Annotated in this window: 12 protein-coding genes; 5 read left to right on the top strand and 7 right to left on the bottom strand. The window is 73.7% G+C overall.

The genetic code is table 11. The features are described 5' to 3' along the window. Positions 1 to 65: 65 nt before the first annotated feature. Positions 66 to 752, top strand: a complete 687-nt coding sequence (locus tag LCD35_RS13305; protein WP_224955420.1) for a response regulator transcription factor — start codon at positions 66 to 68, stop codon at positions 750 to 752. A 2-nt stretch (positions 753 to 754) separates the two neighbouring features. Continuing rightward, positions 755 to 1,915: a cell wall metabolism sensor histidine kinase WalK gene (locus LCD35_RS13300; RefSeq protein ID WP_224955423.1), complete on the top strand. Its 1,161-nt coding sequence runs from the start codon at positions 755 to 757 to the stop codon at positions 1,913 to 1,915. Between the two features lie 494 nt (positions 1,916 to 2,409). On the opposite strand, the gene LCD35_RS13295 is transcribed toward LCD35_RS13300, so the two are convergent. The 5 genes from LCD35_RS13295 to LCD35_RS13275 all read right to left on the bottom strand — a co-directional run bounded on the left by LCD35_RS13295 (position 2,410) and on the right by LCD35_RS13275 (position 9,378). Continuing rightward, positions 2,410 to 4,515 carry a 3-hydroxyacyl-CoA dehydrogenase NAD-binding domain-containing protein gene (locus LCD35_RS13295; RefSeq protein WP_225044269.1) on the bottom strand — a complete coding sequence of 702 codons (2,106 nt, stop codon included), beginning with the start codon at positions 4,513 to 4,515 and terminating at the stop codon, positions 2,410 to 2,412. Continuing rightward, on the bottom strand, positions 4,512 to 5,759 hold the full coding sequence (locus tag LCD35_RS13290) for a thiolase family protein (protein ID WP_225044268.1): 1,248 nt from the start codon (positions 5,757 to 5,759) through the stop codon (positions 4,512 to 4,514). The genes LCD35_RS13295 and LCD35_RS13290 overlap by 4 nt, the downstream gene beginning before the upstream one ends. 622 nt (positions 5,760 to 6,381) lie before the next feature. Further along, complete coding sequence (locus LCD35_RS13285; protein ID WP_225044272.1) at positions 6,382 to 7,635, bottom strand: ribonuclease D; 1,254 nt, start codon at positions 7,633 to 7,635, stop codon at positions 6,382 to 6,384. A gap of 113 nt (positions 7,636 to 7,748) precedes the next feature. Then, a complete protein-coding gene (locus tag LCD35_RS13280; protein WP_184484937.1) occupies positions 7,749 to 8,402 on the bottom strand; it encodes a response regulator transcription factor in 654 nt (217 codons plus the stop codon). A 400-nt stretch (positions 8,403 to 8,802) separates the two neighbouring features. Further along, on the bottom strand, positions 8,803 to 9,378 hold the full coding sequence (locus LCD35_RS13275) for a DUF3000 domain-containing protein (RefSeq protein WP_373689966.1): 576 nt from the start codon (positions 9,376 to 9,378) through the stop codon (positions 8,803 to 8,805). 216 nt (positions 9,379 to 9,594) lie between these two features. Between LCD35_RS13275 and hemE the strand changes: the two genes are divergently transcribed. From hemE to hemQ, 3 genes are read left to right on the top strand one after another with little or no spacing between them, the layout of a single operon-like run. Next, on the top strand, positions 9,595 to 10,680 hold the full coding sequence (gene hemE, locus LCD35_RS13270; RefSeq protein WP_224966440.1) for a uroporphyrinogen decarboxylase: 1,086 nt from the start codon (positions 9,595 to 9,597) through the stop codon (positions 10,678 to 10,680). Then, positions 10,677 to 12,086: a protoporphyrinogen oxidase gene (gene hemG / locus LCD35_RS13265; RefSeq protein ID WP_225044267.1), complete on the top strand. Its 1,410-nt coding sequence runs from the start codon at positions 10,677 to 10,679 to the stop codon at positions 12,084 to 12,086. Before hemE ends, hemG begins: the two co-directional genes overlap by 4 nt. Before the next feature lie 26 nt (positions 12,087 to 12,112). Further along, complete coding sequence (gene hemQ, locus LCD35_RS13260) at positions 12,113 to 12,808, top strand: hydrogen peroxide-dependent heme synthase (RefSeq protein ID WP_224955426.1); 696 nt, start codon at positions 12,113 to 12,115, stop codon at positions 12,806 to 12,808. A 10-nt stretch (positions 12,809 to 12,818) separates the two neighbouring features. On the opposite strand, the gene LCD35_RS13255 is transcribed toward hemQ, so the two are convergent. Beyond that, positions 12,819 to 13,523: a cache domain-containing protein gene (locus LCD35_RS13255; protein ID WP_224955427.1), complete on the bottom strand. Its 705-nt coding sequence runs from the start codon at positions 13,521 to 13,523 to the stop codon at positions 12,819 to 12,821. Then, positions 13,520 to 14,281 carry a FadR/GntR family transcriptional regulator gene (locus LCD35_RS13250; protein ID WP_224966441.1) on the bottom strand — a complete coding sequence of 254 codons (762 nt, stop codon included), beginning with the start codon at positions 14,279 to 14,281 and terminating at the stop codon, positions 13,520 to 13,522. The genes LCD35_RS13255 and LCD35_RS13250 overlap by 4 nt, the downstream gene beginning before the upstream one ends. Positions 14,282 to 14,302 lie beyond the last annotated feature (21 nt).

Here is a 14,302-nt window from a genome sequence, read left to right as displayed (position 1 = left end):
GGTGGCGGGGCCGCCGTGCGCCCGCTGGTGATCCCCGCCCGCGCCGGTTGTGGCACGGTGAACCGGTGCGAATCCTTGTCGTGGAAGACGAGCAGCCGCTGGCCGACGCCGTCGCCCGCGGGCTGCGCAGGGAAGGCATGGCTGTGGACGTCGCCTACGACGGCGAGAGCGGCCAGGAGAAGGCGTCGATCACCCGGTACGACGTGATCGTGCTGGACCGGGACCTGCCGGTGATGTCCGGGGACGAGCTGTGCCGCGAGGTCGTGTCCTCCGGCGAGCTCACCCGGGTGCTGATGCTGACCGCCAGCGGCACCGTGCAGGACCGGGTGGACGGCCTGTCGCTCGGCGCCGACGACTACCTGGCGAAGCCGTTCGCGTTCCCGGAGCTGATCGCGCGGGTGCGGGCGCTGGGCAGGCGCGCGACTCCGGCGGTGCCGCCGCTGCTGACCGCGCGCGGCTTGGAGCTGGACCCGGCGCGGCGGGTGGTGCGGCGCGACGGCTCGGAGGTGGAGCTGACCCGCAAGGAGTTCGGCGTGCTGGAGGTGCTGCTGGCGGCCGGTGGGGCGGTGGTCAGCTCGGAGGAGCTGCTGGAGCGGGTGTGGGACGAGCACGCCGACCCGTTCACCACGACCGTGCGGGTCACGATGATGACCTTGCGCAAGAAGCTCGGCGAGCCCGCGGTCATCGACACCGTCGTCGGCTCCGGCTACCGGGTGCCGTCGGCGGGCCGCGCCGAGCACACCGGGGCGTGAGCGTGGGCCGTCCGGCGGTGCCACCCGGCCTGCGCCCGCTGATCCGGCGCGGTCCCGGGCTGCGCGCGCGGTTGACGCTGCTCGCCACCGGACTGGTGGCCGCGGTGAGCGCCCTGCTGCTGTGGCTGGGCTGGCTGCTGGTGGGCAACGTCGTCGCGGGCGTGCCGCGCCTTCCACCCGGTGGCCTGGTCCGGGTCGGCGAGGCGCTGGTGCCCGCCGAGCAGCTCGGGGCCGCGCTGCGCGCCTCCGCCCGCCACCAGGTGCTCACCGCCGGCGGCGTCGCGTTCGTGGCGGTGGTGCTGGCGGCGGCGGTGCTGGCGTGGACGGTGACCGGCCGGGTGCTGCGCCCGCTGCAGGAGGTGACGGATTCGGCGCGGCGGCTGTCCGCGGAGTCGCTGGACGAGCGGATCGCGCTGGGCGGTCCGCGCGACGAGGTAGCGGAGCTGGCCGACACCTTCGACGCGATGCTCGACCGGTTGCAGGCCGCGTTCGACTCGCAGCGCCGCTTCGTCGCCAACGCCAGCCACGAGCTGCGCACCCCGCTGGCGGTGATCCGCACCGAGCTGGACGTGACGTTGAGCGACCCGGACGCCGACGCCGAGGAGCTGCGCCGGATGGCGGAGGTGCTGCGCGAGGCCGCGGCCAGGGCGGAACGGCTGGTGGAGGCGTTGTTGCTGCTGGCCCGCACCGACGGCGCGGAGCTGGCCGAGCGGGAGCGGGTGGACCTCCACGAGGTCGCGGTCCGAGCCCGGCGCGGCGTCGAGGCCGAGGCGCAGGCGCGGTCGGTGCGGATCACCTGCCACGGCGAGCCGGTGTTCGTGCTGGGCGATCCGGCGTTGCTGGAACGGATCGCGGAGAACCTGCTGGAGAACGCCGTGCGCCACAACGTCGACGGTGGCTGGGTCGAGGTCGTGACGACGATCGCCGGGCGTTCGGCGCTGCTGCGGGTGTCGTCTTCGGGCCCGCTGATCGACCCCGATCAGGTGGACGCCCTCTTCGCCCCGTTCCGTCGAGCGGGCATGCAGCGCACGGCCCGCACCGGCGCGGGCCTGGGCCTGTCCATCGTCCGCGCCGCCGTCACCGCCCACGGCGGTCGTGTGACGGCCCGGTCCGTCCCGAACGGCGGCCTCGACGTGTGTGTGGAACTGCCGGTCGATGTATGACCCGTAGTAGCTAACCGGCAGGCCTTCCGCGCTCGCGGACGCCGACAGTCGTTGGTCGTAGGTGACGAAAGCAGTCAACTGAGCGCCGAAGACAGCGCGGGCTGTGGCGAGGTTACGGCGTTCCGAACCGGAGCTGCTCGGCTCGGTCCCCGCCGTCCTGTGCCGGATATCGACGTACGACATCGACGACGTGGTTCGGGCCACCGCGGCCGCATACCAAGACATGTCGTTGCGTTCGCTCGATGCCGTTCAAGCAAGTCCCGGACGCTGACAGCGGCCAGGTGCCGGCGATTTCGACCACCGTGACGTGGAGATCGCGCAACGGGCGTACCCGGGAAGGCTCATCGTGCTCAACCAGAGTGGTGGTCGGGAAGTGCATCCCGCGCGCGGAACGCCTGGTGCGCCACCTGCGCCGTTGTGGTGACCGAACGGCCGGCTCCCACGGAACAGGGGCCGGGACGACAGGTCGTCCCGGCCCCGTCACGAGAACCTGATCAGGCGGGCACCGAGGCCACGCCCTTCGGCAGGAACCGCGTGCCGTTGACCTGCTCGGCGATGCCGGAACGGTCCAGGTAGGCGGTGATGCCGCCCAGCCAGAACGGCCAGCCCGCGCCGAGCAGCATGCACAGGTCGATGTCCTGCGCCTCGGCGACGACGCCCTCGTCCAGCATCAGCCGGATCTCCTGGGCCAGCGCCTCCAGCGCCCGGTCCCGCACCTGCTCGGAGGTCGACGGGTTCGAGCCCTGCTCCCACAGCGCGACGACCTCGGGGTCGACGACCTGGCCGCCCTGCTCGTCCTGCTGCCACACGGCCGTCTTGCCGGCCTTGACGAACCGCTGCAGGTTCTCGCTGATGCCGAACCGGTCCGGGTACGCCGCGTGCATCGTCTCGTTGACGTGCTGGGCGACGGCCGGGCCGACGAGCTGCAGCAGCACCAGCGGGCTCATCGGCAGGCCCAGCGGGGTCAGCGCGCGGTCGGCGACGTCGAAGGGGGTGCCTTCGTCGACGGCGGCGATGATCTCGCCCATGAAGCGGGTCAGCAGCCGGTTCACCACGAACGCCGGGGCGTCCTTGACCAGCACGCTGGACTTCTTGAGCTGCTTGCTGACCGAGAACGCGGTGGCCAGCGAGGCGTCGTCGGTCTTCTCGCCGCGCACGATCTCCAGCAGCGGCAGCACCGCGACCGGGTTGAAGAAGTGGAAGCCCACGACCCGCTCGGGGTTGGTCAGCTTCGACGCCATCTCGGTGATCGACAGCGAGGAGGTGTTGGTGGCCAGGATCGCCTCGGGGGAGACGTGCTGCTCCAGCTCGGCGAACACCTCCTGCTTGACCGTCATCTCCTCGAAGACGGCTTCGATGACGAAGTCGGCGTCGGCGAACGCGGCCTTGTCCAGCGACCCGGTGACCAGCGCCTTGAGCCGGTTCGCGCCGTCGGGGGAGAGCCTGCCCTTGCCGAGCAGCTTGTCGATCTCGCCGTGGATGTAGCCGACGCCGCGGTCGATGCGTTCCTGGTCGACGTCGGTGATGACCACCGGCACCTTGAGGCGGCGCACGAACAGCAGCGCCAGCTGACCGGCCATCAGCCCGGCGCCGACGACGCCGACCTTCTTGACCTCGCGGGCCAGCGACTTGTCCGGCGCACCGGCAGGCCGCTTGACGCGCTTCTGAGTGAGGTCGAAGGAGTACAGGCCGGCGCGCAGCTCGTCGGACATGAGCGCGTCGGCGAGCGCCTCGGTCTCGGCCGCGTACCCGGCGTCGAGGTCGTTGCCGCGGGCCAGTTCGAGCAGCTCGACGGCCTTGGTGACCGCGGGCGAGGCGCCCTGGGTGCGGGCGGTGACGATGCCCTTCGCGCGTGCGATCGCGTCGTCCCAGGCCTGGCCGCGGTCGATCTCGGCGCGCTGCACGGTCTGCTCGCCGCCGACCACGCGCACCGCCCAGCGGATCGACTCCTCCAGGAAGTCGGCGCTCTCCAGCTGCGCGTCGAAGATGCCCAGTCCGGTGGCCTTCTTCGCGTTGAGCATCTTGTTCTGGTTCAGCGCGTTCTCGATGATCACGCTGACCGCGGCGTCCGCGCCGATCAGGTTCGGCAGCAGCTGGGTGCCGCCCCAGCCGGGGAACAGGCCGAGGAAGCACTCGGGGAACGCGATCGCGTTCACGCTCTCCGAGACGGTCCGGTAGTGGCAGGACAGCGCCAGCTCCAGGCCGCCGCCCAGCGCCGCGCCGTTGACGAACGCGAAGGTGGGGATGGTCGACTCGGTGAGCCTGCGGAACACGTCGTGCCCGGTCTGCGCGACCTGGTGGGCGTGCTGCCGCTCGGCGATCTGGGTGACGCCGGAGAGGTCGGCCCCGACGGCGAACACGAACGGCTTGCCGGTGACCGCGATCGCGGCGGGCTCGGCGGCGAACGCCTCGTCCAGCGCGGCGTTCAGCGCGGTGAGCCCGCCGGGGCCGAACGTGGACGGCCGGGTGTGGTCGTGGCCGTTGTCGATGGTGATCAGCGCGAGCTCGCCGCCGAGCCCGGGCACGTTCAGCAGCCTGGTGTGCGCCTGGGTGACGACCTCGTCCGGGAACAGCGCTGCGAAGTCGGTCTGCGTGCTCACTTCGCGCCCCCTGCGGTGTCGAAGTTCGGGTTCTCCCAGATGACCGTGCCGCCCATGCCGAAGCCGATGCACATGGTGGTCAGGCCGTAACGCACCTCGGGGTGCTCGGCGAAGTGCCGGGACAGCTGCGTCATCAGCCGCACCCCGGAGGAGGCGAGCGGGTGGCCGCAGGCGATGGCGCCGCCCCACGGGTTGACCCGCTGGTCGTCGTCGGCGATGCCGAAGTGCTCCAGGAAGGCCAGCACCTGCACCGCGAACGCCTCGTTGATCTCGAACAACCCGATGTCGGAGATGTCGAGCCCGGCGCGCTTGAGGGCCTTCTCGGTGGCCGGGATCGGGCCGACGCCCATGACCTCCGGTTCGACGCCGGCGAAGGCGTAGCCGACGAGCTTCATGCCGACGGGCAGGCCCAGCTCGCGGGCGGTCTCGGCGTCGGCGAGCACGCAGCCGGTGGCGCCGTCGTTGAGCCCGGCGGCGTTGCCCGGGGTGACCCGGCCGTGCGGGCGGAACGGGGTCTTGAGCCCGGCCAGCGCCTCGGTCGTGGTGCCGGGGCGCGGCGGCTCGTCGGCGGTGGCGAGGCCCCAGCCCTGCTCGGCGGAGCGGGTGGAGACCGGCACCAGGTCGGCGGCGATCTTGCCGGCGAGCTGCGCGGCCTCGTAGCGCTGCTGGCTCAGCGCCGCGTAGGCGTCGGTGCGCTCCTTGGTGAGGCTCGGGTAGCGGTCGTGCACGTTCTCCGCGGTGGAGCCCATGATCAGCGCGGAGGGGTCGACGACGCTGTCGGCGACGTAGCGCGGGTTCGGGTCGACGCCCTCGCCCATCGGGTGGTTGCCCATGTGCTCGACGCCGCCTGCGATGGCGATGTCGTAGGCGCCGAAGCCGATGCCGCCCGCGATGCTGGTCACCGCGGTCATCGCGCCGGCGCACATGCGGTCGATGGCGAAGCCGGGCACGGACTGCGGCAGGCCCGCCAGCAGCGAGGCGCTGCGGCCGATGGTCAGCCCTTGGTCGCCGATCTGGGTGGTGGCGGCGATGGCGACCTCGTCGATGCGCTCCGGCGGCAGCTCGGGGTGGCGCCGCAGCAGTTCGCGGATGACCTTGACGACCAGGTCGTCGGCGCGGGTCTCGCCGTAGATCCCCTTCTTGCCTGCCTTGCCGAACGGCGTGCGGACGCCGTCGACGAAGACCACGTCCCGTACGGCACGTGCGCTGCGCGGGTCGGCTGGTGCCGACGCGGGTGCGACCACGGCGTGCTCCTCACTGTGTGGGTCCTGCGTTGTGCGGGTTCCGGACCGGCCCCGGCGGCGTTCGTCCGGGAGTGGGCGCCGGCCCCGCCGCTACTGGTCGGTAACAGCCACTCTAGCGCTTATTACCCACCGGTAACCACCGGGTGCGGGGCGGTGCGCCCATGTCTGTTCGCTCACAGCCCCACCTGCGGGTTCGGCCGCCGGGAGATCGCGCGGCCAGCCTACGCACCCCGCTGCCGCGCGCTCGGTGACGACGAGGCGGCGGAGATCGGCCGCACCGGTTCGCGGCGGTCCCGGCAGCGACCCGCGGCAGAGCGCGCACGCGTTTCGCCGCCCACCTCGGCGGCTCGGACCGTCCGCCGCCCACCTCGACGGCTCGTGCCCACCTCGACGCCTCGTGCCCAGCTCGGCGGCTCGGACCGCGTCCGGTCGCCGCACGTCTTCGCCGTCGACGGATCGGGCCGTGGAGTCCCGCGACCGGAGCTCGTCCGGGGAGGAGGAACGCGGGCTTCCACGGCACCGGCGTCCGACGGCTCATCGGCGTGCTGCGCCGCCGATCCCGCGGCCGATCGGGCCGCCGCCCCCGCGCACCGGGAGCGGCGGCGGCCCGAACGCGCCAGGACTACTTGCCCGGTTCCGCCTGCAGCGCGGTGCTCAACGGCGTCGCGGTCAGCCCGATCTGCCACTCCCGGGCGCCTCGTTCGCGCAGCCGGTTCGCGACCGACTCGACCCCGAGGTCCTCCGGCGGCGTCCAGCACAGCCGCCGCAGCAGGTCCGGGAGCAGCAGGTTCTCCACCGGCAGCCCGTGCTCCTCGGCGATGGCCGACATGGCCGACTTGGCCGCGGACAGCCGCGCGGCGGCCGCCGGGTCGCGGTCCGCCCACCGGTTCGGCGACGGCGGTCCGTCCTGCGGCGGCGAGACCACCGGCAGCTCGTCCTGGGGGAGTTCGCGGGCCGCGCGCAGCGCGCCCAGCCACGTCGAGGCGCGGCGGCGCTGCTGCCTGCCGCCGAACACCGGCAGCGCGGTCAGCTCGGCTTCGGTTCCGGGGCCGCTCTGCGCGGCCTGCACCACGGCGGAGTCCGGCAGGATCCGGCCCGGTGCGATGTCCCGCTCCGCGGCGATGCGGTCGCGCACCGTCCACAGCGAGCGGACGGCGGCGAGCTGGCGGGCGTTGCGGATCCGGTGGATCCCGGAGGTGCGGCGCCACGGTTCGGCGCGCGGGCGGGGCGGCTCGGCGGTGCGCACCGCCTCGAACTCCTCCCACGCCCATTCGAGCTTGCCCTGCCGGGTCAGCTCGTCGTGCATCGCGGCGCGCAGGTCGATCAGCAGTTCCACGTCCAGCGCGGCGTACACCAGCCAATCGGCGGGCAACGGCCGGCGCGACCAGTCGGCGGCGCTGTGGCCCTTCTCCAACCGGTAGCCGAGCATGCGCTCGACGAGGGTGCCCAGCGAGACCCGGTCGAACCCGGCCAGGCGCCCGGCTAGTTCGGTGTCGAACAGCCGTTGCGGATGCAGGTCAAGCTCGGACAGGCAGGGCAGGTCTTGGGACGCGGCGTGCAACACCCATTCGGTGTCGGCCAGCGCCGCTTTCAGGGGTTCCAGGGCACCGTTCAGCGCGACCGGATCGACCAGCACCGTCCCCGCGCCTTCTCGGCGCAGTTGCACCAGGTAGGCACGTTGGGAGTACCGGTATCCGGACGCGCGTTCGGTGTCCACCGCGACCGGACCGCTCCCCGCGGCCAGTGCGGCCGCGCCGGTCTCCAGCGCTTCAGGAGTCTCCACCACCGGCGGGACGCCGTCAGCGGGCTCGGTGAGCAGCACCGGCTCGGGGCGGTCGGGCTCGACGGACTCGGGGCAAGCAGCTTCCACGGATATCAGACCTTACGTGTTGCGGTCCGCCCGCGGGTGCGACCAGCCCGAGGTCGTCAAGCCCGACCGGACCCGACGATCGCGGTGGGACCTCGATTCACCCGATCAGGATCATCCGGTCATCTGATCACCCCGGCCCGCATGGCCAGGGCGACCATCTGCGCCCGATCTCCGGTGCCCAACTTGCGGCCGATCCGAGACAGGTGACTCTTCACCGTGAGAGCGGAGAGGTTGAGCGCCTCACCGATCTCCTTGTTGGATCGGCCATCGGCCACCAGTTGCAGCACCTCGACCTCACGTCCGGACAGCTCCCGGGGCGTGTTGTCGGTTCCCGGAACCCGAGTGCCCGCTGCGAGCACCGGAGCCACGCTGGGATCGGCATACACGCCGCCGTCGAGCACGCGGCGCACCCCGTCGGTGACGACCATCGGCGAGGCCGACTTCAGCAGGTACGCCTGAGCGCCTGCCTGGAAGGCGGCCCGGACCGCATAGGGGTCGTCGGACGAAGCGAGCACCACGATTCGCGGCCAGCCCTGGGTACGGAGTTCCGTCACCAGGTCGATGCCGGTCCCGTCGGGGAGTCCGAGATCGAGGATCGCGAGGTCGCACGGACCGGTGGCCAGAGCGCGAGCCCTGGCCTCGGCCATTGATGCGGCCTCGTGCACCGTGCCGGCGCCCATCTGCAGCAACCGGGCGGCGATGGCCTCCCGGAGCAGCGGATGGTCGTCCACCACGAGCACCGTGAACAGCTCTTCCCGCGGGTGCGGGACCATGTTGGCCGGCAAAGCGCCGGCGGGCGTGGTTCGAGCGGCCTGACCTAAGCCGACGGCAGCCACGTCACTACCTCCCTGGAGTCGGTCGTGCCCCCCGACCGGCACCGGGACTCTCGACCAATCAGCCGCGCCACTGATCGACCGAAAGTGGTGTCGTCGGGGGCAGCGTAACCGCCCAAGCGGGTCAGCGGGACGATCAATCGGGTATCTATCCCGATCGAGTTGTCACTGCGGTTCGTTTTTGTCACTCATTTGGGTGGGTCTCGGTGTTTGGCGTAACGCCTTGGCGGGTCCGTGCGACAGACCTTGATTGCACATCGTGAGAAAGTTGCCCGGGCAACCAATTGTGCGAGGTTTTCGCGACCTCGTGAGGGGAATCCCGATCGTTAAAGATCGCGGCTCAAGCCTCTCCGCGCAGCGCCGACCGCCGGTCCAGCACCGCCACCCCGACCGGCGGCAGGCCCGCTGCGCTGGACATCAACTGGTGGAAGGCCGTCGCGTGGGCGCCCAGGTCCGCCTCCCGCGGCGTCCACGAACCGCGGAGTTCGAGGTCGTGGCTGCGCGGCGGGCCCGCGATGTCGCCGAACCGGGCCGAGGAGGTCAGCGTGACCGTCCCGCCCAGCACGTCCGCCGCGGCCCCCGACTCCTCCAGCGCGTCCGTCAGCCAGGACCAGCCGACCGCGGGCAGCAGCGGATCGGCGGCCAGCTCCGGGTCCAGCTCGGCCCGCAGGTACACCACGAGCCGCAGCGACCCCGCCCACGCCGCCGGGCGGTCCGGGTCGTGCAGCAGCACCAGGCGGGCGGTCGCCAGCTCGTCGGCCGGGCCGGTGGCCTCCGCCGCCACCGCGTACGCCCACGGCGCGAGCCGCTTCGGCGGGCGGACCTCCGTCACCTCGATCTCGGCGCGCGGAGCGGGCGCGGCCAGCGCGGCCACTGCCTGCCGGAACTCCTCGGGGATCGCCGCCATCTCAGTCACGGACCGGGACTGTAGGCCGCCGGATCGGCGCGGGGTGGGCGCCACGCCGGGCGCCGCGGCCGATCGTGATCTTGCCCGCGCGTCCGGCGCCGCGAGCGTCTGCGAAGATGTCCGGAACGGCCCCGACAGGGCCGTCGGCCCGCGCCGCGGTGGCCCGCCCGACGTCCGCGGAACCGCGCCGGGCTCCGACACCTCGACCTTGTGGATGCGCCCCCGATGCCCTCACCCGCTTCGGTCTCGGCCCGCCGGGACCTCGCCGACGCCCCGCTGCTCGTGGCCGCCCGCGGCGGCGCGCCCCGGCACACGCCCGTCTGGTTCATGCGCCAAGCGGGGCGCTCGCTGCCCGAGTACCGCAAGGTCCGCGAAGGCACCCCGATGCTGCAGGCGTGCCTGACGCCGGACCTGGTCTGCGAGATCACCGCGCAGCCGGTGCGCCGCCACGGGGTGGACGCGGCCATCCTGTTCAGCGACATCGTGCTGCCGCTGTACGCCGCGGGCATCGGGCTGGACATCGTCGCGGGCACCGGACCGGTGGTGGCCGAACCGGTGCGCGACCCGGCCGCCGTCGCCGCGCTGCCGGAGCTGGACGCCGAGCAGGTCGCGCCGGTCGCGGAGGCGGTGCGGCTGCTGCTGGCCGAGCTCGGCGAGACCCCGCTGATCGGGTTCGCGGGCGCGCCGTTCACCCTCGCGTCCTACCTCGTCGAGGGCGGGCCGAGCCGCAACCACGAGCGGACCAAGGCGCTCATGCACTCCGATCCGGCCACCTGGCACGCGCTGCTGGAGAAGCTGGCCGACACGACGCTGACCTTCCTGCGCACCCAGCTCGCCGCCGGGGTGGACGCGGTGCAGCTGTTCGACTCCTGGGCGGGGGCGCTGTCGCTGCGGGACTACCGCGAGTTCGTGCTGCCGCACAGCAAGCGCATCTTCGAGGGCGTCGCCGAGGTGGCGCCGGACGTGCCGAAGATCCACTTCGGGGTGGGCACCGGCGAGCTGCTCGGCTCGATGCGCTCGGCGGGCGCCGACGTGGTCGGCGTGGACTGGCGGGTCCCGCTGGACGAGGCGGTGCGCCGGCTCCGCGCCGCGGACCCGGACCGCGAGCCGGTGGTGCAGGGCAACCTGGACCCGGCGGTGCTGTTCGCCGGGCTGGACGCGGTCCGCGCCGAGGTGAGCCGGATCCTCGCCGAGGGCCGGGAAGCCGCCGGTCACGTGTTCAACCTGGGCCACGGCGTGCTGCCCACGACCGACCCCGGAGTGCTCACCGAGGTCGTGCGGCAGGTGCACGCCGAGAGCGCCCGCTCGTGACCCGCGTCGCCGTCGTCGGCGGCGGCGTCAGCGGACTGGTGGCCGCGCACCGGCTGCGCCGCTCGCTGGGCCCGGACGCGGAGATCGTGCTGGTCGAGCAGACCGACGCGCTGGGCGGCAAGTTGCGCTCGCTGCCGCTGGCCGGGGTGGAGCTGGACCTGGGCGCGGAGGCGTTCCTCGCCCGGCGTCCCGAAGTGCTGCGGCTCGCCGAAGAGCTCGGCCTGGCCGCGGACGTGGTGCACCCGGGTCCGGTCGCCGCGCGGGTGCGCGCGGGCGGCGCCCTGCACCCGCTGCCCGCGGGCACCGTGATGGGCGTGCCCGCCGACCCGGAGTCGGTGGCGGGCGTGCTGTCCCCGGCCGGGGTGGCCGCGGTGCGCGCCGAAGCCGACCTGCCGCCGCTGGAGCTGGGCGGTGCGGACGCCTCCGTCGGCGGGCTGCTGCGCGCCCGGGTCGGTGACGAGGTGGTGGACCGGCTGGTGGAGCCGCTGCTCGGCGGGGTGTACGCGGGCAGCGCGGACGGACTCGGCCTGCGCGCCACGATCCCGGCGCTGACCGCCGCGCTCGACGCGGGCGCGAAGTCGATCACCGAGGCCGCCGCGGCGGCGCTGCCCGCTCCCGCGCCGGACGGGCGGAAGCGGCCGGTGTTCGGCGCGTTCCGGCACGGCTACCGCGAATTCGTCGCCGCGCTCGCCGACTCGGCGGCCGCGGAGGTGCGGCTGGGCGCTCCCGTGCGTGCCCTGCACCGCGACGGCGCCGGGTGGCGCTTGGAGATCGGTTCCGCGCCCGCACCGGACGTGCTGGCGGCCGACGCGGTGGTGCTCGCGGTGCCCGCTCCCGCCGCGCGGAAGCTGCTGGCCGGGGCGTCCCCGGCCGCGGCGGAACTGCTCGGCCGGGTGGAGGTGGCGTCGATGGCCGTGTTCGGCCTCGCGCTGCCCACCGGGACCGAATTGCCCGCGGCCTCCGGCACGCTGGTCGCCCGCGGTGAGGTGCACGCCGACGGGACCCCGTTCACCGCGAAGGCGTTCACCTTCACCAGCCGCAAGTGGCCGCACCTGACCGGCACCGGCGGCGAACCGCTGGTGCGCGGCTCGGTGGGCCGCACCGGGCAGGACGAGCTGCTGCGCCGCACCGACGCGGAACTGCTGCGCGGCGTGCTCGCCGACCTGCGCGAGGTGACCGGGGTCGACGCCGAACCGGTGGACGCGGCGGTGGTGCGCTGGGGCGGCGGCCTGCCGCAGTACGGCGTGGACCACCTGGACCTGGTCGCCGGGCTGGAACGCGCCGTCGGGGAGCTCGACGGCGTGGAACTGGCGGGGGCGGCGCTGCACGGCGTCGGGGTGCCCGCGTGCGCCGCGACCGGGGAGGCGGCCGCGACCGGCATCACACGCCACCTCGCGACCGGATGACCGGGCCGTGGTGGGACGATGAGGGCATGGCGCGGCTGAACTACTCCGAACTCAACGACACCATCCGCTACACCATGTGGTCGGTCTTCCAGGTCGAACCGGGCGCGCTGCCCGAGGACCGGGAGAAGACGGCCGCGGCGACCCAGGATTACCTGGACGGCCTGGCGGATTCCGGGGTCGTGGTGCGCGGTGTCTACGACCTGGCGGGCATGCGGTCGGACGCCGACTTCATGATCTGGTGGCACGCCGAGAAGATCGAGGCCCTGCAGGAGGCCTACGCCGGTTTCCGCCGGGAGACGACGCTCGGCGAGGCCTCCGACCCGGTGTGGAGCAACGTGGCGGTGCACCGCCCGGCCGAGTTCAACAAGAGCCACCTCCCCGCCTTCATCATGGGCGAGGATCCGGGCGACTTCCTCTGCGTCTACCCGTTCGTGCGCAGCTACGACTGGTACCTGCTGCCCGACGGCGAGCGCCGCACGATGCTGAAGGACCACGGCATGGCGGCCCGCGACTACCCCGACGTGCGGGCGAACACGGTGCCCTCGTTCGGACTCGGCGACTACGAGTGGATCCTCGCGTTCGAGGCGCCGGAGCTGCACCGCATCGTCGACCTGATGTGGAAGATGCGCTACACCGAGGCCCGCAGGCACGTGCGCGAGGAGACGCCGTTCTTCACCGGCAAGCGCGTCACCCCGGCCGAGCTGCTGCCCCGCCTGCCCTGATCGGACGCCGTCACCCCGGTTCGCGGACGACGCGCCACGGCAGCCCGCCCAGCGGTGCCGCGACGCGCACCTCCCGGCCGGGGTCGGCGGCGAGCGGACCCGCGGTGACGAGGGTGCCGGGCAGCCGCAGCGGCGTGTTGGAGGCGACCACCCGGTTCGCGCCGTTGATCAGCGCCGTCGGCGGCCGCAGCGGTCCCACCCGCGCCAGCAGCGCCCGCTCGAACTCGCCGGTGCGCAGGTCGGCGGCGGCCACCCCGAGGAAGCGGTCCCCGGAGCGGACCGGCACGGCCAGCGTCACCAGGTACTCGTCGGTGCCCGCGAAGTCCACGTACGGCCCGACGACGACGCCGGCCCCGGTGTCGCGGGGCGCGGTGAACCAGGGCGCGGCGGCGTAGTCGTAGAACCCGACGCTGTCCGGGTCGTGGTCGACCTGCAGGAACCGGGGCGTGTCGGCGGGCCGGTGCTGCCACCACTCCAGCCAGTGCGCCCGGTCGGTGAGCACGTCGTCGGCGAGGATCACGCCGGTGCCCGCGAGGACCGCCGGTTCCGCGTCGAGCCGGTCGAAGATCGGCTGCCACAGCGCGGACAGGTCCTCGGTGCTCAGCGCGGGCGTGCCGTCGTGCGCGGCGCGCAGCCGTTCGCCGAGCTCGGTGCACCAGCGCGCCGCGTCGTCGAGGATCCCGCTGATGTGCGCGGCGGCCGCGTCGGCGCTCATCGCCCGCACCTCCGGTCGCCGGACCACAGCCGGAATTCGACGAGCCGCCGGATGCCGGCCCGCACGTGGTCCTCGGCGAGCGCGCGGGCCCGGTCGCCCGCGCCGGCCTCGATGGCGTCGAGGATCGCCGCGTGCTGGGCGGTCTCGGCGCCGTGCGGGATCGCCTCGGCCCACGGCAGCCAGCGCAGCGCGCCGGTCTCGGTCTGCAGCGCGATCTCCTGGTGGGTGAGCCGGGAGGACTGCGCGGCGGCGGCGATCTCGATGTGCAGCCGCCCGTCGAGCCTGCGCCGGTCGGTGGTGCCGGTGGCGGCGGCGAACTCGGCGGCGAGCGCGCGCAGCGCGGTCAGCTCGTCGGCGGTGGCGCGTTCGGCGGCGAGCAGCGCGGCGGTGCCCGCGATCGCGGAGTGCTGGTCGGAGATCTCCCGCAGCGCGTGCGCGTCCAGCTCCCGCAGCCGCGCGGTGCCCGCGACCAGCAGCGGATCGGCGGGACGCCGGATCAGCGGCCCGACCGCCGAGGTGATCACCAGGCCGTCCCCGGCGAGCCTGCCGAGCGCGTCCCGCGCCACCTCGGCCCGGCAGCCGAGCAGCGCGGCCAGCTCCGCGCCGCCGGGAACCCGCTCCCCGTCGGGGAGCAGCCCCAGCACGATGGCTTCGGCGATCCGGCCCGCCACGCCCGCCGCGTCGGCGGGCCCGGGCGTCCGCGACCACCGCCGGAGCGAACGCAGCGTCTCGTCGACGGGCACGGCACCTCCCTCCACGATGTGATGCTGAACCGTTCC

It is taken from the genome of Saccharopolyspora sp. 6V, assembly GCF_020176785.1.
Lineage (GTDB): Bacteria > Actinomycetota > Actinomycetes > Mycobacteriales > Pseudonocardiaceae > Saccharopolyspora_C > Saccharopolyspora_C gregorii.
Note: the sequence above shows the minus strand (reverse complement) of the source record. Positions and strands in the feature narration are given on the sequence as shown.